This window comes from Mesorhizobium sp. Root102 (assembly GCF_001425625.1).
Lineage (GTDB): Bacteria > Pseudomonadota > Alphaproteobacteria > Rhizobiales > Rhizobiaceae > Mesorhizobium.
Map to the genome: position 1 here is coordinate 1 of NZ_LMCP01000024.1, position 18260 is coordinate 18260.

Sequence of the window (18260 nt, forward strand, 5' to 3'; positions counted from 1 at the left end):
CTGTCGTCGTGGCGCTCCCATGTAGAATCTGTCCCACAGTGCATCCCTCCATTCCAAGGAAAATAATGCACCATCAAAGCTCGGGATCAAACACTTTAGGCCAGGATGTTGACCGCGCGTGCCGCGACCAGCGCGATGGTCAGCAGCGAGATCATGGCCTCGGCCATCATCAGCAGCTTGGCACGTTGGGAGAGTGGCAAGGTATCGGTGGGCGAAAACGCTGTTGCATTGGTGAAGGCGAGGAAGAAATAGTCGACGAAGCCGGGAAGCCAATTGCGAAGCTCACGGTCGTTCAGCGTCATCTGCGCAAACAGGAAATCGGCCTGCGCAAGCTTGACGAGACCGCAGGTCGGCGGCCCGCCGCGATCGGTGCTCCAGAACCACAAGGAAAAGACGATGACGTTGGTGACCCAGATGTTGAGGGCGTCGATCAGCAGCGTCGTGCCGCTATTGCCGGCATGGCCCTCCAGCAAGGCGCGCACCAGCAAGACCAGCGAACCGCAATTCATGACGCTGATGGTGGCGGTCATGGTCAAGGCGGTTCTGCGGATCATGATGCGAAACTGGCCGATCGCGTACCATTCGTGATCCTCCACCGCCTTTCGGGTGGCGGCCTGTGTCCAGGCCGTGGCCACCGACAAGGGCAGCAGCAGGGCGGCCTCCAGTGCCGGCGCCAGCCAGCGCGGCCCGAATGAGAGGTTGTTGATGACCAGAAGCTGCAGGCAGATGATGACCAGAACGGCTGCACGTGCCATCCAGAAGTCGAGCGCATGGTAATGGATGACGGCATGGTGGTGGCGCATTTTGAATCCTGGATGCTTGTTGGTGGGGGAGTGGCCGGGGACCTGGTCAGGTGTAAACGACACCTGTCGCGATCACGGCTAATGCGCTCTGCCTGGCATGTTCAAGGTGCCGCAGAAGGGCGTTTTCCATTGTTGTTTTGCTTGCATGTGAGGGGAGAAGCAGCATAGTGAGGTGAAATTCTGCCTCAATCTTGGTTTTGAAATGGTCTCTCAAGTATACATTTTCGTAAGCTTTGAGTTCTGGGCTGTTCGAAAAACCGTCCGATGTGATTTATCCACCGCATGACGCGAATCGATGAACCCGTGAACGGCTGGCTGCCGGTCGGCAGCTCTGTACCAGACGACTGGCGCCAGTCGTCGATCTGGTTGGATCTGACCCGTTATCCGGAAGCTGTTCTGGCCCTTTTATGCCTGGCGCAGATCCTGTGCTGGACCGTGGCGCCGGCGCTTGTCAACCTCGCACCGCCCAACGATGTCGTCGAAAGCTTCATGTGGGGACGCGAATGGGTGCTGTTGACCTACAAGCATCCACAACTTCCCGGCTGGCTGCTCGAGACCAGCCATCTTCTGACCGGATCGTTCCGCTGGCCGCAATATCTGCTCGCCCAGCTCTTCGTCTCGGCGACTTTCATCTTCGTCTACCTGCTGGCCCGCGACATGTTCGGAAGAATCCGCGCGCTGGCCGCCGTGCTTTTGATGCCTTCTCTCTATTTCTTCGGCTGGCCGACCCCACAGTTCAATCATGATTATGCGCAGATGCCCTTCTGGGCCGCTATCTGCTGGCTGTTGTGGCGTGCGGGCCGTGGTGGCGGGCCGGTCTGGTGGCTGCTGCTCGGGCTGGTGTCGGGCGTCGGGCTCTACGCCAAGTTTTCAACCGGGCTGCTGTTGCTCTTCGGCGCGATTTGGCTGTTGTCAGACACACGCGCACGCAGTCGGCTCGCCACGCCCTGGCCATGGCTCGGGCTCGCGGTTTTCGGCGCCGTCGCTGCGCCACTGGCCGTCGAACTCTGCCGCGTCGATTTCCTGCCGCTGACCTATGCCGCCTGGCGCGATCAGTGGGTGGTGGCCCATCGCTCCCGCTTTTATTATATCGGCGTCCAGATGGCCGGGCTCTGCGGCTTTCTTCTGGTGCTGGCGATATCAGGGCTGCTGCGGCGCTCGCCCGCGCCGCAAAAGCCCGTCGGGCGCGGCACGCTGGTCTATCTCTTGTGGATGGGGGTTGGCCCGGCGATCCTCGTCATGGTGGCGTCCCTGTTCACCGGCGCCGGCGAGGCCTGGGGCGCGCCGATGTACAATCTTGCTGGCGTTGTGGCGCTCGCCTTCCTGGGCCATCGCCTCGGCGCCGTCGAGATGCGAAAGTTGGCGATCTGCGCGCTCATCTGCATTGTCGGCATATCCGGTGCCTATGCGGGCATCCGCTGGACGAAATGCAATCTGCGCGGGCGCATGGACCCCGTCTGCTGGCCGGCGCAAAAGATCTCGGATGAGGCAGAGGCCGTCTGGCACGCTGCGACGCCCGATCGGCTCGACATCGTTGGCGGCCATGCCCTTATTGCGCCGTTGGCGGGCCTCAATGCCTATGACAAGCCGTCGATCTTCACCGACCTGAACATGCAGTACGCCCCGTGGATCACCAAGGAGCGGCTGCGCGAGCATGGCATATTGCTGGTCTGGCCTGGGCGCGATGTGCCATCTTATCTGCAGGCGTGGGTGGGCGACATCCCGGTCAAAACCGTTCTTTTCGACTGGTCACTGAAGGCGCCGCCGGTGGCGATCAGCTTCGCCGCCATTCCGCCCGGCGCGCGGCAGTTGCCGGCTGCGATCGACGGCCTCGTCCGGCCGGGCAACTGAAGCAGATCCGCCGGTCCGCTGGACGAAGCAGGTGACAATGCCCATTTATGGAGACCAACTTGCTTTTGAGGAGACGTGATATGGCGACTTCGACCGAACGCGCAGTCCTTGCCGGCGGCTGCTTCTGGGGGATGCAGGATTTGATACGGCGCTATCCCGGCGTCATCTCCACCCGTGTCGGCTACAGCGGCGGCGACGTGGCCAACGCCACCTATCGCAACCATGGCAGCCATGCCGAAGCCATCGAGATCAGTTTCGATCCGGCCATCATAAGCTATCGCACGCTGCTGGAGCGCTTTTTTCAGATCCATGATCCGACGACCCGCAACCGTCAGGGCAACGATGTCGGGATGAGCTATCGCTCGGCGATCTATTACACCAGCGACGAACAGAAGCGTGTCGCCGAAGACACCATCGCCGATGTCGATGCCTCGGGTCTGTGGCCGGGCAAGGTCGTGACCGAAGTCGCGCCGGCCGGTCCATTCTGGGAAGCCGAGCCTGAGCATCAGGACTATCTGGAGAAATACCCCAACGGCTACACCTGCCACTTCGTCAGGCCGGGCTGGAAACTGCCGGTTCGCGAAAAGGCGGTTTCGTAAGGCTCGCCAGGGATGGCCAATGGTTTTCGGTCGCGGTCGATGGTCCGCTGGTCGTCTCCAGCCGCGGCATGGCGATTGCGGCCGCGGTGCAGGGCGTCGGCATTGCCTTCTGGGCGGAAGAGTTGGTGCGTCCGCTGATCGATGCCGGCAAACTGGTCCCGCTACTGGATGAGCGGTGCGCGACTTTTCCCGGCTGGTTCCTCTGCTACCAGAAGCAGCGTCATACGTCGCCGGCCGTGCACGCCTTCTTCGACTTCCTGCGGCATGCGGATGCCGGCCAAACACGGTCAGGCGATTGACGGCGTGTACGAAGGTGATCGCTTCGCGACTGTGGGGAGGCCCGGTCGCGGCAGCGAAGGTTCCCGATAAAGTTCCACTCAGGCGGCACCACGCCTGGCGCAATGCTTTTGGCGCAGCGCGCTGAAAAAAAACGGCTTTCACTTCAGCTCGAATGGTGCTTTAAACCCCGCATCCACAGGGGTGCTCCGTACGGTCGGGGCTGAGACGGGGGCGGCAAGCCCACAGACCCTAGAAGCTGATCTGGGTAATACCAGCGGAGCGAGGCGGGCGATGTTTTCAGGCGCACAGATTTCCCTATATCCCATGGCCGACGATTTCGTCGGCGTCATCCTTGGTGCGCTCGGCGCGCTCGATCCCTACCGTGACAAGCTCAGGATCGAGACTGATGACATCTCGACCTTGCTGGTCGGGCCGCCCGAAGTGCTGTTTCCAGCCATGCGCGATCTCTTCGTGGCGGCGGCACGCAGTGGCAAGCATTGCGTGTTGTCGGCCACCATCTCGCGCGGCTGCCCGGGCGAGCCGGATGATCCGATCTGCCGCTCCGATGCACTTGGTGGGCCTGTCGGGCCAATAGGCCCGCGCAAGGATGCGGCCATCGCGGCGGTGCGCAATGCTGCTGCCACCGGCCAGCCGGCTACGGCGCAGTTCTCGCTCTATGTGATGGGGACCGATGACCACATGGACGAGATCTACGGCTGCATCGACTTTCTCAAGCAGTCCGGCGTCTATGAGCGTTCCAAGCATTTCTGCACGAAATTGCGCGGTGATGCCGGTGCGGTCTTTTCGGCGCTGGACGAGGCTTTCTGCCGCTTCGGACCAGGCGCCGGCCACGTAACCCTCGACGTCACGGTCTCGGCCAACAGCCCGTCGGCTGTCTGAAGCTGCCGCCGCTCCCGCGCGGCCGTCAAAGGTTATCTCCCGTGGCCTCATCATCAGTCGCTTCGCGCCCGATCGCGAGCCTTCTTGCCAAGGCAGTGCCGGCCATGATCTCGGTCGGTTTGCTGCTGCTGGCGTGGGAGCTTTATGCCACCTATTCCGGCATCAAGCCGACGATATTGCCGGCGCCGTCGCGTGTCTTCGAGCAAGCGATGCTCAATCGCGAGGCGCTGGTCGACAACGCCATCCCGACCATCCGCGCCACGCTACTTGGCTTTGCCTGTTCGCTCAGCGCCGCCTTTGCGCTGTCGATGCTGGTCGACTTCTTCCAACCGCTGCGGCGTGCGCTGTTTCCCGTCTTCATCGTCAGCCAGACCTTGCCGCTGGTAGCGATTGCGCCGTTGGTGGTGCTGTGGTTCGGTTTCGGACTGGCGCCCAAGATCATTCTGGTGGCACTGGTCACCTTCTTTCCGATGCTGGTGGCATTGGTCGAGGGCTATGAGGCGACCGAGGCCGAGATCGGGCAAATGCTGCGCGCCATGGGAGCAGGGCGCTGGCGCATCTTCATGCTGGCGCGGCTGCCTTCGGCGCTGCCTTACTTCTTTGCTGGCCTGAGGATCTCCATCACCTATGCGGTGGTCGGCGCCATCTTCGCCGAATATGCCGGGGCCGCGAAGGGGCTGGGCATCTACATGCTCAACGCCAAGAACAATTTCCGCCCCGATTTGGTGCTGGCCGCCGTCGGTGTCAGCGCCGCGCTGACACTTGTCCTGTTCGGGTCGACTGTGCTGCTGCAGCGTCTGGCCATGCCCTGGGAGCGCGCCGGCAAGGAACCCGTAGGCATGGGGTCGCGGCGATGAGCAGGCTCGAGCTGCGGCATGTGCGCAAGGCGTTCGGCGGACTCGACGTGCTCGCCGACATTTCGCTCAGCGTCGGCGTAGGTGAATTCGTCTCGATCCTCGGGCCCTCGGGCGCCGGCAAGTCGACGCTGTTCCAGCTTCTGACCGGCGCCGAGCATGGCGAGGGCGAGATGTTGTTCGACGGCGCGCCGCTCGATGACCACGGCAGGCATTTCGCCTTCATGCCGCAGCGTGATGCGCTGATGCCTTGGCGGCGCATCCTCGACAACACGACGCTCGGGCTCGAAGTGCAAGGCATCAGGCGCAAGGCGGCGCGGGCGCGCGTCGCGCCGCTGTTTGCCGAGTTCGGGCTTGCCGGCTTCGAGCGGCATTTTCCCGCGCAGCTGTCCGGCGGCATGCGCCAGCGCGCGGCGCTTTTGCGCACGGTGGTGCAGGAGCGTGACATGCTGCTGCTCGACGAGCCGTTCGGTGCGCTCGATGCACTGACCCGCACCGCCATGCAGCGCTGGCTCGAACAGATGTGGCGGCACCACCGCTGGACGGCGCTGCTGATCACTCATGATGTACGCGAAGCCGTGTTCCTGTCCGACCGCATCTATGTGCTGTCGGCGCGCCCGGCCCGCATCGTCCGTGAAATCAAGGTGCCGTTGCCGCGCCCGCGCAGCCTTGGCGGCGATGCCGCGCGGCAGGCAAGTGCGCTCGAGGCCGAAATCCTCGACATCATCCTCAACCCCAACCCATCCAAAGGACACGACCATGACTGACTTTACGCGCCGGCAGGCCTTGTTGCTGACCCTTGCCGCAGGCCTTCCGCTTGTTGCCGGATCGGGGCGAGCCCAAGCACAATCGGCTGCACAAAGGGTCACCGTCGCCCTCGACTGGACGGTCAACACCAACCACATCGGACTGTTCGTCGCTCGCGACAAGGGCTTTTATCGCGAGGCCGGGCTCGAGGTCGACATCCTGCCTTACAGCGATACCGGTGCGGGCACGCTGGTCGCAAACCGCGTCGCCGATTTCGGCATCAACGGCACCATCAGCCTGTTCACCCAGAATGCCGCCGGGGCGGACCTGAAGGGCGTCTATGCGGTGGTGCAATCCGAAACCGGTCGCGTGGTCTTCAATGCGGCACGCAACAAGATCAAAAGCCCGAGAAGCCTTGACGGCTTGATCTATGGCGGCTTCGGCAGTGCCTGGGAAAACGCACTGATATCGACCATCATCCGCCATGATGGTGGCAAGGGCCGTTTCGAGACGGTGACGCTCGGCACTTCAGCCTATGAGGCACTGGCCAATGGTTCGGTCGATTTCACGCTCGAAGTCGCGACCTGGGAGGGTGTCGAAGCCGAACTCAAGGGCGTCAAACAGCGCAGTTTCGTCTATGCCGATTACGGCGTGCCTGACGAGCACACGACACTCATCTCTTCGAGCGAAGCCTATCTCCAGGCAAATCCCAAGCCTGCGGCGGACTTCGTTCAGGCGACGCGGCGCGGCTACCAGTTCGCCGTCGACAGTCCCGATGAGGCGGCAGCTCTGCTGATCGCGGCCAACAAGGATGCGCTGACCAATCCAGCGCTGATCCACGCTTCGCTGAAGGCATTGATCGACGGCCATTATCTACGCAGCCAAAGCGGCGTCATCGGGACGATGGATCCGGCCAAGATGGGAGCGATCGGCGACTATCTCTTCGCTTCCGGCATTTTGCGTGATGCCGACGGCAAAGTTCTGGCGCAACGCCCTGATTTCGCAAAGTATTTCAGCAATTCAACTCTGGGGTAGGGAGCCAATCGGCTTCTCCAGCTTCGAGGAAATGGCTAGCCGGTCAAAGAGGTTCACGAGGCGCGACAGATCCACGTTAGACGCACAGATCAGCAGATCCCGGCTCAACGCCAGCGCCGGTGCCAATGTCGGCGGCTCGAGCGGCGGCGTCAATGCGGGTGCAGAAGCAAGTGTCGGGGGGTAGCAACGGCGTTAGCGTAGGACTTGGCGCCACGGTTGGTGGTCAAAATGGGGCGGGTGTCGGCGCGGGTGTCGGTACCGGCACTGGCGTCGGTGCTGGCATCGGCGTCGGCGGAACAAACGCAAGCAATCCTTCCAACACCAGCCTGCCAGGTGTCGTTGCCGACATGTCGGATAGCCAGGTGGCGCGCATGAAGCAGCGTTGCGTCGACGTGCTGAAGCTCAGGCAGCTACGACCGCGACCTGCGCCAGCTGTGTCTGCTGATCTCGCGCCGCTAAGGTAGAAAAATACTACGGGCCCGCTGCCGCAAGGTGGCGGGTCTTTTCCATTTGCCGGCGAATCTTCTTCGGGTGTTTGCTTGGTACAATGGCACGGAACGGTAGGGCCGCTCGAACGTTCAAGTCATCGAAACATCGCATGCGATGTTCAAACCGGCGCGTCAGCGTCCACAGGAGCGGGAACAGCCATGAGTCTAGGAACCATTCTCATCATTATCCTCATCATTGCGCTGCTTGGCGGCTTCAGCGGCCTTGGCGGCGGTCCGTTCTACGGAACCGGCTATTATGGCGGCGGTGGTCTCGGGCTCGTTCTGCTCATCCTCATCGTGCTGGTTGTGCTTGGGCGGATCTAGCCGCGCTGCTCGCTCGATTGACTGACTCCGGGACGATCGCTATCTCGTCACCGCGTCAGCGCCTGTCACGCACCGGATTGTGATGTGCGCAGGCCTGCTTGTGATCCGTCCTGTTTCGAATTTTTTGTAAGGTGATCTCGGTCCACACCCCCCGTGGAAACAAGAGGAGAGGGTCCCACCCCTTATCCTCCTCCAAGGCCCGCCCGGTTTCACCGTGGCGGGCTTTTGCTTGACGGGCGAGGGAACTGGCTTGCGTCGATACCGTTGAGTTGCGGAAGGCTGCCAATGCCACTGACGCTGCGGACGACACTGTGCGAATTCCGCGATGATCTCCACGTCCCGCGGCGGATCGCGGCCATATCGAGACCATTCAGGAAGGGATGCGCTGACTGACGTGGCGGAAGCAGGCCATCAAGGTCATGCGCCGCATCGACCGCCATGCCTGACCAGAAAAAGGATGGCGATGAAGGTCGAGGCATCGTGCTAGCGGTCTTACGCCGCTCGCGGCACCCGTGATGTGAACGTTGCCCGGGTGACCGACACGCTGGTGCCGTCGGTGTCGCTGACAACGTCCACCTTGGCCTCCAGCTGTTTCACCAATGCTTCCACGATGGCTGTTCCAAGACCGGTAGCTGGTACATCGTTGGCGATCTTGCCGACGCCATTGTCAGAAACCGTGAGTTTCCAGTCGCTGCCCGCGGTCTCGTAGCTCACCTGGATGCGAGCGCCGGCCCTCTCCTTGGGGAAGGCATATTTGATGGCGTTGAGCACGAGTTCGGTAACGATCAGTCCCAGGCTGACAGCCCTTTGCGAATCCATCCTGCCGGCTTCGGCCGTCACGGTCACCGTGATCGGCTGGGTTTCGCCAACCATCGACGAGGCGAGGCTGCTGCACAATTTCGGAAGGTAGGAGCCGACATCGATCTCGTCGACTCCGGCTGAGGTGTGGAGATGGCGTTGCACCTCGGCCACGGACAGAACGCGCTGATGGGCGTCCTTGAGGTGCTGACGCGTCTCTTCCGACGTGACCGAACGTGCCTTCAGCAACAGGATCGAGGCAATGATCTGCAGGCTGTTGGCAACCCGATGCTCCATCTCGCGCAGCAGTACATCTTTCTGCCGAAGCAGGTCCTCGGTGCGGCTGAGCAGTTCCTCCTTCTCCCGCTCGATGATACGACGGGCCGTTATGTCATTGAAGGCGAGAAGGATGGTAATGGCCGAACTGTGGTCGTAAAGCACCTTGCGGGCATTGAGCAGCATGGTGCGACGGCCGATCCGCGGGAAATCGTGTTCGACCTCGAAATCGTCCATGGCGGTCTTCTCGGGAATGATCGTCTCCAGCAGCAGGCGAAGTGCCGGAATATCCCATTGACCGTCGCCGAGCGCGTAAAGCAGCGAGCCCTGGGTCTGCTGCGGGTCGACTTCAAAGGTGTTGTAGAAGGAGCGGCTGGCCGCCAGCACGCGAAACTGCTCGTCGAGGACGAGAAACGGCTCGGTGATCGTATTGACGATCGCCTGCGCCAGCGTCTGCGCGTCTTCGATATTCACGATGGGTTGAAACATGGGCACAAACCAAACGAGGGGCGTTTTGCCCCTCCAACCATCAATACTATACCCTTGCCCAGGTGTTGTCGCGAATTGAATTCGCCAGCTCGGTGATGTGATGTCCAACATCGCCGCTAAAAAAGGCGGGCACTTGGCCCGCCTCCGACCGTTCTATATCGGGCACTCGCTCAAATCCTGCTACGTCAGTTCGCGCCGCCGAGCTGCTTGGTCATCTTGCAGAAATTGTCATGCGACTTGGCAATGGCCTCGTCGCCGCATTCCTTCATCATGCCGGCGCGGTCTTCTTCCTTCATGGCCATCCAGGCGGCCTTGAATTCCGTCTCGGATTTCATGGTCTTCATGCCGGCATCGGTGAAGAAGGGCGACATCTTCGCCGGGTCGTCGAGCGCCGACGTTCCGGTGCTGCCAGCGGCCAAAGCCGAGCCAGTCATCATCGCAAGCGCCATCGCGCCCATCGTGAGCATCTTGAGGTTCATTTGGGAATTCCTCTCTGTCGAGGTCATTGGAATAAACGACCTGCAGACAAACGAGATCGAAAGAAAACAGTTCCTTCAGATGAATTTATATTAAAACGATGTTCTATTTCACCAGCTTTGCCGCCAACCTATCATTCCATATCAGGTACTTCGCCGCTGACGAGAAGCGTCTTCGGCGGGCCGTATTCGCCCAGCGTCGGGTCGGCCTCGCGGCTCCAGGCGATGACGCCGGCATGCTTTGCCGCCAGAGCCCTGGCAGTGCGTATGGCGCGGTCGTCGCTCTGCTGGTCGGCGGGTCCAAAGGCTGGAAACAATTCGCCATCCTCGCCGCGATCGAACGCGACCACGACGATCAGCCTCGGATTTTTCTGGCCACTGGACTCGGAAGGTCAGGATGTTGTGCTGCGCTGGTCGCCGGAGAGTACGGTGTTGATCGCGGCAAACTGATCCTTCCCGGGTCTTGCCAGACGGTTCGCAATCAGGGACAGCATAGACTGGCACGAGCCCGGAGCATGCCGATGAACTTGGAACTGAGTGCGCGAGACCGATCCATGCTCGACGGCGAGCAGGGCTCGTCCGCAGCCGCTGCCATGAAAATCCTGGTCGCGTTTTCCAATGCGGTCGGGGCAGGCAGTCTGCTCGATATTGCCGGCTCCCATATCGATGGCTGTCTCTACCACGGCAAGGCGGGGCTCGATTTCGTCGAACGGCTGGTCGAGGGCGGTGGCCGCGTCCAGGTGCCGACGACGCTGAATGTCGGCTCGTTCGATCTCATCCATCCGGGCATGGTGAAGATGCCAGCTGCGGAAGAGGTGCCGGCGCGGCGGCTGATGAAAGCGCATCTGGAACTCGGCTGTCAGGCGACCTTCACCTGCGCGCCTTACCAGACCCGGTTCCGCCCGGGTTTCGGCGAACAGATCGCCTGGGGTGAATCCAACGCCATCGTCTTTGCCAATTCGGTGATCGGGGCGCGTACCAACCGTTATGGCGATTTCATCGATCTGTGCTGCGCCATGACCGGACGGGCGCCGGCCTGGGGTCTGCATCTGAGCGAGAACCGGCGCGGCCGGATCTTGTTTGAGTTGGATATTCCTGACCGCGAGCCGAGCGACAGCCTTTTCGTCGGTGTCGGGCTGATCATCGGGCAGGCGAGCAGCGACCGCATTCCGGTGATTGCCGGTTTGCCCCGGCCACGCGACGAGGACCAATTGAAGGCGCTGGGCGCGGCGGCGGCAACGACAGGCGCGGTGGCGCTGTTCCATGCGGTCGGCATCACGCCGGAAGCAAGAACGCTCGATGAGGCGTTCCATGGCCATGCGCCTGACGAGACGATCCGCATCGGCCGCGCCGATATCGACCATGCGCTGGCCAGGCTGTCTGGTGTGCCCGACGGTGCGCCACTGGCGGCCGTCTCGCTCGGCACGCCGCACTTTTCGCACGAGGAATGGATGCGCCTGTTGCCGCTGCTGCGCGAGGTCACGCCCGGCAGGCGCATCCCTATCTATGTCAACACGGGCCGTGCGACCTTGACGCGACTGCAGGACGAGGGCGCGCTTGATGGCATGGAGGCGTTCGGCCTGATCCCGGTCACTGATACCTGCACCTATGTCACCTCGATCCTGGAGCGCCTCGACGGCGTGGTGATGACCAATTCCGGCAAATGGGCGCACTACGCGCCGGGCAATATCGGTGTCTCCGTCGCCTTCGCCGAGATGAGGGATTGCATCCGCTCCGCTGCGGCCGGGCATGTCGTGCGGAGCGCCCCATGACGCGACCGGTGGAACGAACCGGCACCTTTCAGTTGGCCGGCGCGGCCGAGGGCCAGGCGCTGGTGTTTTCGCAGCCGCTCAGCTTCTGGGGCGGCATCGATGCCGAGACCGGCGACATAACAGACCATTCGCATCCGGGCCTCGGCCAGAATGTCGCCGGCAGGATCCTGGTCATGCCGAGCGGGCGCGGCTCGTCGTCTTCATCTTCGGTCCTGGCCGAGGCGATCCGCAGGGGCACGGCGCCGGCCGGTATCCTTCTGGAGCGGCCGGACCCGATCCTGGCGGTAGGTGCCATCGTTGCCGAATTTCTCTACGAGATCCGTATGCCGCTGGTTGTGTGCGATATTGCCGGCATAGCTTCCGGCGACGGGATAGCAATCGGCACTGGCGTGGATGGCCGGGCGATCGTTACGATTCAACCCGCCATCAATCCAGCTGTATCGCGCCACCCGTAGGCGACCATCGCGCCTCCGCTGGTCGCGCGGGTGTTCGTTGAGATTGGACGTGGCACGGCGTCCGGCAACCGCGCGTTGGCGGTGGGTGGCACCACAACGGGACGTGCGATCTAGCAAGCGCGCTCGGTCCAGAAACGAAAAGCTGCTGCTCAAATCTCCGGGATGTTCTCCTTGAAGATCACCTGCAGCCTTGGCTGGTGCAATTCATAGGGCAATCCCCGGACCGCATGGGTCAGAGTGTTGAGCGCTTCGCGGGCCTCGACGCGCGGGTTCTGATCGATGACCGCGTCGAGCGTGCCGTCGAGCAGGAGGTCCTTGGTGCCGTCCGTCACCTCATGGCCGAGGAAGACCATGGACTGCGCGCGGCCGCGCTCCTTGAGCGCGCGGGCGATGCCGGTGTTGCCTGCGCCGACATTGTAGATCGCGGCAAGGTCGGGATGCCGCTCCAGCAGGGCAGACGCTTCCGAATAGGCCTTCTCGCGGTCGTCGAGCATTTCACGCATCTCGACGATCTGCAGATTGGGCGATTCCTCCGTCAGGATATGGCGAAACCCCATCTCGCGTTCTTCATGGCCGCGATAGGACAGCGAGCCGGCGAACAGCGCCACCTTGCCCGGACGACCTGATCCCATGAAACGGTTGAGCAGATAGCCGGCCAGCCGCCCGGCGGCGCGGTTGTCGATGCCGATATAGGCGACCCTAGGCACATGCAGGATGTCGGAGGCGATGGTCACCACCTTGATGTCGTTGGCCGACAGCGAGCGTATCGCTTCGCGCACCGTTGGATGGTCGAGCGCAATGACGCCGACGCCTTGCGTCTGGCCGCGCAAGTCCTGCAGCAGTCGGGCGAGGCCGTCCGGATTGAACCCTTCGATGGTGGCGATGTGCACATCGAGGTCGGGCCGTGACTGCGCCTGCGCCTCGATCTGGCGGTGCAGCATCTTGATGAAGGAGTTGGTGCCGGCGGGCAGCGCGAAATCGAGCCGGATGACGTCGCCGGGCAAGGGCCGCGGCGGTGCCCCGTTCGGGCTTTCGGCGATGTAGCCAAGCCGCTGTGCCATTTCGAGCACGATTTCGCGCGTGCGCGCCCGCACGCCGGGGCGGTTGTTGAGCACTCGGTCGACCGTGGCGGCCGAGACACCGGCTTCCCGGGCTATGTCAGTCAAGGTGGACCGCACCGTCTTTCATCTCCTGCATGCGTCAGATCGGGCGGAGACGGCTTCCCTGCCATCGGCGATTCTGATGGGAAATGATGTATCCGCCCTTGGCAGATGTGCAAGCTCCCGGGCTAAATCAAATGATCCGGCAGGGCTATGCAGGGTCGGGGAGAGGCGGTTCCCATCAAATCGAGGCATCGGGGGTGAGGTGTGGACCCTGGATTTGCGCATTTCTCAGCCCATTTGCAATGTTATGAGGTCTTTTGATTATTTATGATGTTGACAGCCTTCCCGTGCTGCCGTCAATATCCCTCATAGGGTCGTGGAGGAAACGTGGCCCTGAGGGAGGAGTTTCAATGTCCAATTTGATCCGCATCTCGCGGCGCCGCTTGCTGGCGTCCGGAGGAAAGGCGGCCGTGATCATGGCCGCCGCTGGCATTGCGCCGAAATTCATTCGTCCCAGCCGCGCCTATGCGGCCGACGCGCTGGCGCCAGGCATGATCGGCGGCCCGACGGGCTTCGATGGGGCCGAGCGCTACCAGTATGGCGCCGACACGCCGGAAGGCCGCGCCATCGAGGCGGCCAAGGCGCTGAAGGGCGCCGGCAAGGCGCCGGCCAAGATCGTGCTCGGCCTGTCCGATGGCTCGATCGGCCAGCTCACACAGCCGTTTCCGGCCGGCGCGCCGTCGATCAAGGACCTGTGGGAAAAGGAGACCGGCATCCCGATCGAAATCGTCGGTCTGCCGAACGGCCAGGAATTCACCAAGACGATGCAGGACATCTCCACCAAGGGTGGGGCCTACGACATCTATTCGACCGAATGGAACCGCCTCGGCGACCTCGCCGAAACCGGCGGCATCGCCAAGCTCGATGACTTCGTCGCGCAGCACAAGCCCGAATGGGACGATCCCACGACAGGCTATGTCAACGGCGCCAAGGGCGTGTCGCTGCTCAACAAATACCGCGGCTCGAACTATGGCGTGTCGCTGGACGGCGACTTCCAGACCTGGGTCTACCGCACCGATCTGTTCGGCGACGAAGCCGAGAAGAAGGCCTTCAAGGACAAATACGGCTACGATCTGGCACCGCCGAAGACCTGGAAGCAGCATGGCGACATCGCCGCCTTCTTCCAGCGCCCGGACAAGGGCCTGTTCGGATCGACCGACCTGCGCAACCAGGGCTGGGGCTATACCAACTGGTATCAGGGCTATGTCTCGATGGCCTCGCCCAACCAGTTCCTGTTTGGCGATGACGGCAAGCCGATGATCAATTCCGAGCAAGGCATTGCCGCGACCAACGAATATGTCGCGTCGCTCGCGCATCATTCGCCGGATGCGATCTCCTGGGGCTGGCCGGAACAGTACGGCAATTTCGCCAAGGGCGGGGCGGCGATGACGTGCGCCTTCTCCAACCTGCCGAAATTCCTCGACAATGCCGGCAACAAGGACTCGGCTGTCACCGGCAAGATCGGCTCGATGCTGCCACCCGGCCGGGAGATCGACGGCAAGCTGATCAGCCGTTCCGTGCTGTGGTTCTCGCTGACCGGCATGGTTTCCGCGCAGTCGAAAAACCAGGAGGTCGCCTATCTCCTGCTGCAATGGCTGGGCTCCGCCCGAATCTACGCATGGATGAGCGCCAACCCCGGCGGTTACCTGGATCCGTTCCGGCTTTCGGATTTCTCCGACCCGCTGGTCCGCCAGACCTATCATGCCTACCACATGGACGTTGTGCGCGAGACGGTCGCCCGCACCGTGCCGACCATCAACTATCCCGGCGCAACCGCCTTCCACAATGCGCTCGACGAGAACCTCATGGCGGCGCTGACCAAGGCCAAGACGTCAGAGCAGGCGATGGCCGATACCGAGGCCGAGTGGAAGAAGATCGCCCGGCGCACCGGCGAGGACAAGTTGCTCGAAGCCATCAAGACCAACAAGGAGGCCTGGCCGACAGTTCTCGATCCGATCGTCTGATCCATCTCCCTGGATCACATCGAAGGAGGGGAGGAGCCTGCTTCTCCCCTCCGCCCACAACGCCACCAGCAAAGCCGCCAGATGAAGCGTTCCATTCCTTTCGAGATCTTCCGCTACGCCGCGATCTTCGCGGCCATGGCGGTGACGCTGGTGCCGATCCTGTGGATGGTGTCGATGGCGTTCAAGCCGATCGCCGAATGGTCGGCGACCGGCGCCGACCTGACATGGTGGCCGAAGAACCCGACGCTCAGCAATTTCCGTTTCGTGTTCGGAGAGTCGACCAACAATCTGATTGTCGCGCTCGACCGCACGGCGCTGAAACCGATCCTCTCATCGCTGCTGTCGGCGGTTTTCGGCACGGTGATCGCCATGTCGGCGGGCACTGCCGCGGCTTACGGATTGTCGCGTTTCAGCTCCGGCCAGAACCTGCCGCTGGCGCTGATTCAGTTGCGGCTGTTTCCGCCGATGGCGGTGATGATCCCGGTGATGATCATGTGGGCTTTCCTGAATTTCACCGACAGCTGGTGGGGACTGGCGCTGATCTACGGCATCGTCACCTTGCCGTTCGCCTTCTGGCTGATGAAGACCTTCTTCGACGACATGCCGCGCGAGATCGAGGAGGCGGCACTTGTCGAAGGCTGCTCGCGGCTGCGCGTCTTCACCCGTATCACGCTGCCGATGATGCGCGCGCCGCTGGCCAGTGCCGCACTCTTCGTTTTCATCCTCAACTGGTCGGACTATCTGATCGCGCTGCTTCTCACGACGCGCGAATGGGTGACGATCCCAGTCTACATGGCCTCGCTGTCCTCCTCGATGACCGGGCAGCTCTATGGCGCCAAGGCGGCGCTTGGCCTCATCGCGGCGGTGCCGCCGGTCATCATGGGCATCGCCATCCAGCGCCATCTGGTGCGCGGACTGACTTTCGGAGCGCTCAAGCAATGAGCGCAGTGACTGCCATGATTTCAGAGGACGAGATGAAAGCCGTCGGAGCAAGGCCGGTTCCCCGCGACGAGGGCGCAAGGCTGGGTTTCCGGCTGACGCTGCCGGCGCAGATCCTGGTGCTGTTCATCTCGGCCTTCCCGCTGTTGATGCAGCTCTACATCAGCGTCACCGACTGGTCGCCGTTGTCGGGCCTCGGCTGGTGGAATGCCTGGTCGATGTGGAACAACCTAGCCAACTACACCGATCTCGCCGCCGATCCGCGCTTCTGGAGCGCGCTGAAGCGCACGGCCATCGTCATGATCGTCTGCGTGCCGGCGGAATTCCTGCTCGGGCTGGCGCTGGCGACGCTGTTTGCCGACGATTTTCCGGGCAAGCGCATCTTCTACTCGATCCTGCTGATGCCGATGATGGTGGTGCCGGCGGTGGCCGGCTACATGTTCTTCATGCTGTTCCAGTCGGGCGGCCCGGTGAACGACATCTTGTCGGCGCTCACCGGCTCTCCCGTCACCATCGCATGGCTGTCGGACCCGACGCTGGCACTGATCGCCGTGATGGTCGCCGACATCTGGCAGTGGACGCCGCTGATGTTCCTCATCCTGCTTGCCGGCCTGGTCGGCGTGCCGGAGGATCAGATCAAGGCAGCGACGCTGCTCGGCGCCAATCCGTGGCAGCGCTTCGTCACCATCGTGCTGCCGAAGATGAAGACGATCATCATCATCGCGCTGGCGATCAGGGTGATCGAGAACTTCAAGATCTTCGACACGCTCTACATCATGACCGGCGGCGGTCCCGGCGTCGCCACCGAGACCATCTCCGTCTACATCTACAAGCTCACCACGCAGGACCTGATCTGGGGCTATGTGGCGGCGATCGCGCTGGCCATATTGATCGTGCTGTCGATCGTTGCGGTGTTCGCCATGAAGCGCATGGCGCGGGCACGCGAGGTCCCGGCATGAGTGCCATTCACCTGCAGAACCTGGTCAAGAAGTTCGGTGACTTCACCGCGCTGAAGACCATGGACCTGGCAATTGCCGACGGCGAGTTCATGGCGCTGCTCGGGCCGTCTGGCTGCGGCAAGTCGACGACGATGAACATGATCGCCGGCATGGAGGAGCCGACCAGCGGCAAGATCCTGTTTGGCGAGCGCGACATGGCCGGGGTACCGATGGGGCGGCGCGGCGTCGGCTTCGTGTTCCAGAACTACGCCATCTTCACCCATATGACGGTGCGCCAGAACCTCGCTTACGGGCCGAGGATGCGGGGTACCGCGAAAGCCGAGATCGACCGTCGCGTCGGCGCCATCGCCGAGATGCTGCAGCTGACACCGCTGCTCGACCGCAAGGCCGACCGGCTCTCGGTCAACATCTTGCAGCGGGTAGCGATCGGCCGTTCGGCGATCATGGAGCCGGCGATCTTCCTGCTCGACGAGCCGCTCTCCAATGTCGACGCCGCCTTCCGGGCCGTCATGCGCACCGAACTGAAGCAGTTGCAGCGCCAGTTTCGCCAGACCATGGTCTATGTCACCCACGACCAGCTCGAGGCGATGACCATGGCCGACCGCATCGCGGTCATGGACCATGGCGTGCTGCAGCAGGTCGGCACGCCGCTCGAGGTCTACAACGACCCGGCCAATGTCTTCGTCGCCCGCTTCATCGGCGCGCCGGGCATGAACCTGCTCAAGGGCAGGCCGGCGGAGAGCGATCGTGGGCTCGTCGTCGATCTCGGACCATTGGGCATTACGCCGCCGCTGCCGGGCGAACTCGCGGCCGCTTTGCGTGGGGCGCGCGGGGAGGTGCTTTACGGATTTCGGCCCGAACAAGCGACGCTGGTGCAAGATGGGCAGGGCCTCGCCATGCAGGTCACCTTCGTCGAACGGATCGGCGCGCGCACCATCGTTCATCTCGGGCAGGGCGAGACTGCCGTGAAAACGGTGTTCGACAATGATGTCGGACTGGCGATCGGCGACACCGCTGTTGTTGCGCCTGCCGCGTCGTCGGTGCGTGTCTTCGACGCCGCTAGCGGCCTTGCGATGAGGGCGGGTTGAG

The 18260-nt window shown here is 62.6% G+C and carries 20 protein-coding genes and 1 riboswitch; of the genes, 15 read left to right on the forward strand and 5 right to left on the reverse strand.

Annotated elements, in window-relative coordinates:
* Window positions 1-95 precede the first annotated feature (95 nt).
* A complete protein-coding gene (locus ASD12_RS20495; RefSeq protein ID WP_056590200.1) occupies window positions 96-803 on the reverse strand; it encodes a hypothetical protein in 708 nt (235 codons plus the stop codon).
* Between the two features lie 303 nt (window positions 804-1106).
* Between ASD12_RS20495 and ASD12_RS20500 the strand changes: the two genes are divergently transcribed.
* The 9 genes from ASD12_RS20500 to ASD12_RS33320 all read left to right on the forward strand — a co-directional run bounded on the left by ASD12_RS20500 (window position 1107) and on the right by ASD12_RS33320 (window position 7880).
* Entirely contained in the window at window positions 1107-2654 is a 1548-nt protein-coding gene (locus ASD12_RS20500; RefSeq protein WP_082525570.1) for a glycosyltransferase family 39 protein, read from the forward strand.
* A gap of 80 nt (window positions 2655-2734) precedes the next feature.
* Window positions 2735-3253, forward strand: coding sequence for a peptide-methionine (S)-S-oxide reductase MsrA (gene msrA / locus ASD12_RS20505; protein WP_056590207.1), 519 nt, complete (start codon window positions 2735-2737; stop codon window positions 3251-3253).
* A gap of 47 nt (window positions 3254-3300) precedes the next feature.
* On the forward strand, window positions 3301-3552 hold the full coding sequence (locus ASD12_RS34225; RefSeq protein WP_274533702.1) for a LysR substrate-binding domain-containing protein: 252 nt from the start codon (window positions 3301-3303) through the stop codon (window positions 3550-3552).
* Window positions 3553-3719: 167 nt separating this feature from the next.
* Window positions 3720-3833, forward strand: a riboswitch (TPP riboswitch).
* Window positions 3824-4432 (forward strand): YkoF family thiamine/hydroxymethylpyrimidine-binding protein, encoded by a 609-nt coding sequence (locus tag ASD12_RS20515; protein WP_056590213.1) that lies wholly within the window; start codon window positions 3824-3826, stop codon window positions 4430-4432. (Overlaps the previous riboswitch by 10 nt.)
* A 104-nt stretch (window positions 4433-4536) precedes the next feature.
* Complete coding sequence (locus ASD12_RS20520; protein WP_082525566.1) at window positions 4537-5289, forward strand: ABC transporter permease; 753 nt, start codon at window positions 4537-4539, stop codon at window positions 5287-5289.
* Complete coding sequence (locus ASD12_RS20525; RefSeq protein WP_056590220.1) at window positions 5286-6053, forward strand: ABC transporter ATP-binding protein; 768 nt, start codon at window positions 5286-5288, stop codon at window positions 6051-6053. The genes ASD12_RS20520 and ASD12_RS20525 overlap by 4 nt, the downstream gene beginning before the upstream one ends.
* A complete protein-coding gene (locus ASD12_RS20530; RefSeq protein ID WP_056590222.1) occupies window positions 6046-7068 on the forward strand; it encodes an ABC transporter substrate-binding protein in 1023 nt (340 codons plus the stop codon). The genes ASD12_RS20525 and ASD12_RS20530 overlap by 8 nt, the downstream gene beginning before the upstream one ends.
* Window positions 7069-7220: 152 nt before the next feature.
* Window positions 7221-7532, forward strand: coding sequence for a hypothetical protein (locus ASD12_RS34230; protein WP_200953709.1), 312 nt, complete (start codon window positions 7221-7223; stop codon window positions 7530-7532).
* A gap of 183 nt (window positions 7533-7715) precedes the next feature.
* Window positions 7716-7880, forward strand: a complete 165-nt coding sequence (locus tag ASD12_RS33320; RefSeq protein WP_082525567.1) for a DUF3309 family protein — start codon at window positions 7716-7718, stop codon at window positions 7878-7880.
* Between the two features lie 492 nt (window positions 7881-8372).
* Here the strand turns inward: ASD12_RS33320 and ASD12_RS20535 are convergent, their stop codons facing one another.
* The 3 genes from ASD12_RS20535 to ASD12_RS20545 all read right to left on the reverse strand — a co-directional run bounded on the left by ASD12_RS20535 (window position 8373) and on the right by ASD12_RS20545 (window position 10269).
* Window positions 8373-9443 (reverse strand): PAS domain-containing sensor histidine kinase, encoded by a 1071-nt coding sequence (locus ASD12_RS20535; protein WP_056590226.1) that lies wholly within the window; start codon window positions 9441-9443, stop codon window positions 8373-8375.
* Between the two features lie 185 nt (window positions 9444-9628).
* Window positions 9629-9922, reverse strand: coding sequence for a hypothetical protein (locus ASD12_RS20540; protein WP_056590229.1), 294 nt, complete (start codon window positions 9920-9922; stop codon window positions 9629-9631).
* A 131-nt stretch (window positions 9923-10053) separates the two neighbouring features.
* Window positions 10054-10269 carry a hypothetical protein gene (locus ASD12_RS20545; protein ID WP_244482917.1) on the reverse strand — a complete coding sequence of 72 codons (216 nt, stop codon included), beginning with the start codon at window positions 10267-10269 and terminating at the stop codon, window positions 10054-10056.
* Between the two features lie 171 nt (window positions 10270-10440).
* Between ASD12_RS20545 and ASD12_RS20550 the strand changes: the two genes are divergently transcribed.
* Both ASD12_RS20550 and ASD12_RS20555 read left to right on the forward strand, forming a co-directional pair.
* A complete protein-coding gene (locus tag ASD12_RS20550) occupies window positions 10441-11691 on the forward strand; it encodes an aconitase X (RefSeq protein WP_056590235.1) in 1251 nt (416 codons plus the stop codon).
* Window positions 11688-12146, forward strand: coding sequence for a DUF126 domain-containing protein (locus ASD12_RS20555; RefSeq protein ID WP_056590237.1), 459 nt, complete (start codon window positions 11688-11690; stop codon window positions 12144-12146). The genes ASD12_RS20550 and ASD12_RS20555 overlap by 4 nt, the downstream gene beginning before the upstream one ends.
* Window positions 12147-12295: 149 nt before the next feature.
* Here the strand turns inward: ASD12_RS20555 and ASD12_RS20560 are convergent, their stop codons facing one another.
* Complete coding sequence (locus tag ASD12_RS20560) at window positions 12296-13324, reverse strand: LacI family DNA-binding transcriptional regulator (RefSeq protein WP_056590241.1); 1029 nt, start codon at window positions 13322-13324, stop codon at window positions 12296-12298.
* Window positions 13325-13659: 335 nt separating this feature from the next.
* On the opposite strand from ASD12_RS20560, the gene ASD12_RS20565 reads away from it, so the two are divergent.
* From ASD12_RS20565 to ASD12_RS20580, 4 genes are all read left to right on the forward strand, one after another.
* Window positions 13660-15273, forward strand: coding sequence for an extracellular solute-binding protein (locus ASD12_RS20565; RefSeq protein ID WP_056590244.1), 1614 nt, complete (start codon window positions 13660-13662; stop codon window positions 15271-15273).
* Between the two features lie 81 nt (window positions 15274-15354).
* Window positions 15355-16215 carry a carbohydrate ABC transporter permease gene (locus ASD12_RS20570; RefSeq protein ID WP_056590247.1) on the forward strand — a complete coding sequence of 287 codons (861 nt, stop codon included), beginning with the start codon at window positions 15355-15357 and terminating at the stop codon, window positions 16213-16215.
* A complete protein-coding gene (locus ASD12_RS20575; RefSeq protein WP_056590250.1) occupies window positions 16212-17171 on the forward strand; it encodes a sugar ABC transporter permease in 960 nt (319 codons plus the stop codon). Before ASD12_RS20570 ends, ASD12_RS20575 begins: the two co-directional genes overlap by 4 nt.
* A complete protein-coding gene (locus tag ASD12_RS20580) occupies window positions 17168-18259 on the forward strand; it encodes an ABC transporter ATP-binding protein (RefSeq protein ID WP_056590253.1) in 1092 nt (363 codons plus the stop codon). Before ASD12_RS20575 ends, ASD12_RS20580 begins: the two co-directional genes overlap by 4 nt.
* The last annotated feature ends 1 nt before the right edge of the window (window position 18260 follow it).

What these genes read in the sequence shown, in the direction of transcription:
- ASD12_RS20495 (WP_056590200.1), bottom strand. Translation starts at nt 803, where the DNA reads ATGCGCCACCACCATGCCGTCATCCATTACCATGCGCTCGACTTCTGG.
- msrA (WP_056590207.1), top strand. Translation starts at nt 2,735, where the DNA reads ATGGCGACTTCGACCGAACGCGCAGTCCTTGCCGGCGGCTGCTTCTGG.
- ASD12_RS20515 (WP_056590213.1), top strand. Translation starts at nt 3,824, where the DNA reads ATGTTTTCAGGCGCACAGATTTCCCTATATCCCATGGCCGACGATTTC.
- ASD12_RS20520 (WP_082525566.1), top strand. Translation starts at nt 4,537, where the DNA reads ATGATCTCGGTCGGTTTGCTGCTGCTGGCGTGGGAGCTTTATGCCACC.
- ASD12_RS20525 (WP_056590220.1), top strand. Translation starts at nt 5,286, where the DNA reads ATGAGCAGGCTCGAGCTGCGGCATGTGCGCAAGGCGTTCGGCGGACTC.
- ASD12_RS20530 (WP_056590222.1), top strand. Translation starts at nt 6,046, where the DNA reads ATGACTGACTTTACGCGCCGGCAGGCCTTGTTGCTGACCCTTGCCGCA.
- ASD12_RS34230 (WP_200953709.1), top strand. Translation starts at nt 7,221, where the DNA reads ATGCGGGTGCAGAAGCAAGTGTCGGGGGGTAGCAACGGCGTTAGCGTA.
- ASD12_RS33320 (WP_082525567.1), top strand. Translation starts at nt 7,716, where the DNA reads ATGAGTCTAGGAACCATTCTCATCATTATCCTCATCATTGCGCTGCTT.
- ASD12_RS20535 (WP_056590226.1), bottom strand. Translation starts at nt 9,443, where the DNA reads ATGTTTCAACCCATCGTGAATATCGAAGACGCGCAGACGCTGGCGCAG.
- ASD12_RS20540 (WP_056590229.1), bottom strand. Translation starts at nt 9,922, where the DNA reads ATGAACCTCAAGATGCTCACGATGGGCGCGATGGCGCTTGCGATGATG.
- ASD12_RS20550 (WP_056590235.1), top strand. Translation starts at nt 10,441, where the DNA reads ATGAACTTGGAACTGAGTGCGCGAGACCGATCCATGCTCGACGGCGAG.
- ASD12_RS20555 (WP_056590237.1), top strand. Translation starts at nt 11,688, where the DNA reads ATGACGCGACCGGTGGAACGAACCGGCACCTTTCAGTTGGCCGGCGCG.
- ASD12_RS20565 (WP_056590244.1), top strand. Translation starts at nt 13,660, where the DNA reads ATGTCCAATTTGATCCGCATCTCGCGGCGCCGCTTGCTGGCGTCCGGA.
- ASD12_RS20570 (WP_056590247.1), top strand. Translation starts at nt 15,355, where the DNA reads ATGAAGCGTTCCATTCCTTTCGAGATCTTCCGCTACGCCGCGATCTTC.
- ASD12_RS20575 (WP_056590250.1), top strand. Translation starts at nt 16,212, where the DNA reads ATGAGCGCAGTGACTGCCATGATTTCAGAGGACGAGATGAAAGCCGTC.
- ASD12_RS20580 (WP_056590253.1), top strand. Translation starts at nt 17,168, where the DNA reads ATGAGTGCCATTCACCTGCAGAACCTGGTCAAGAAGTTCGGTGACTTC.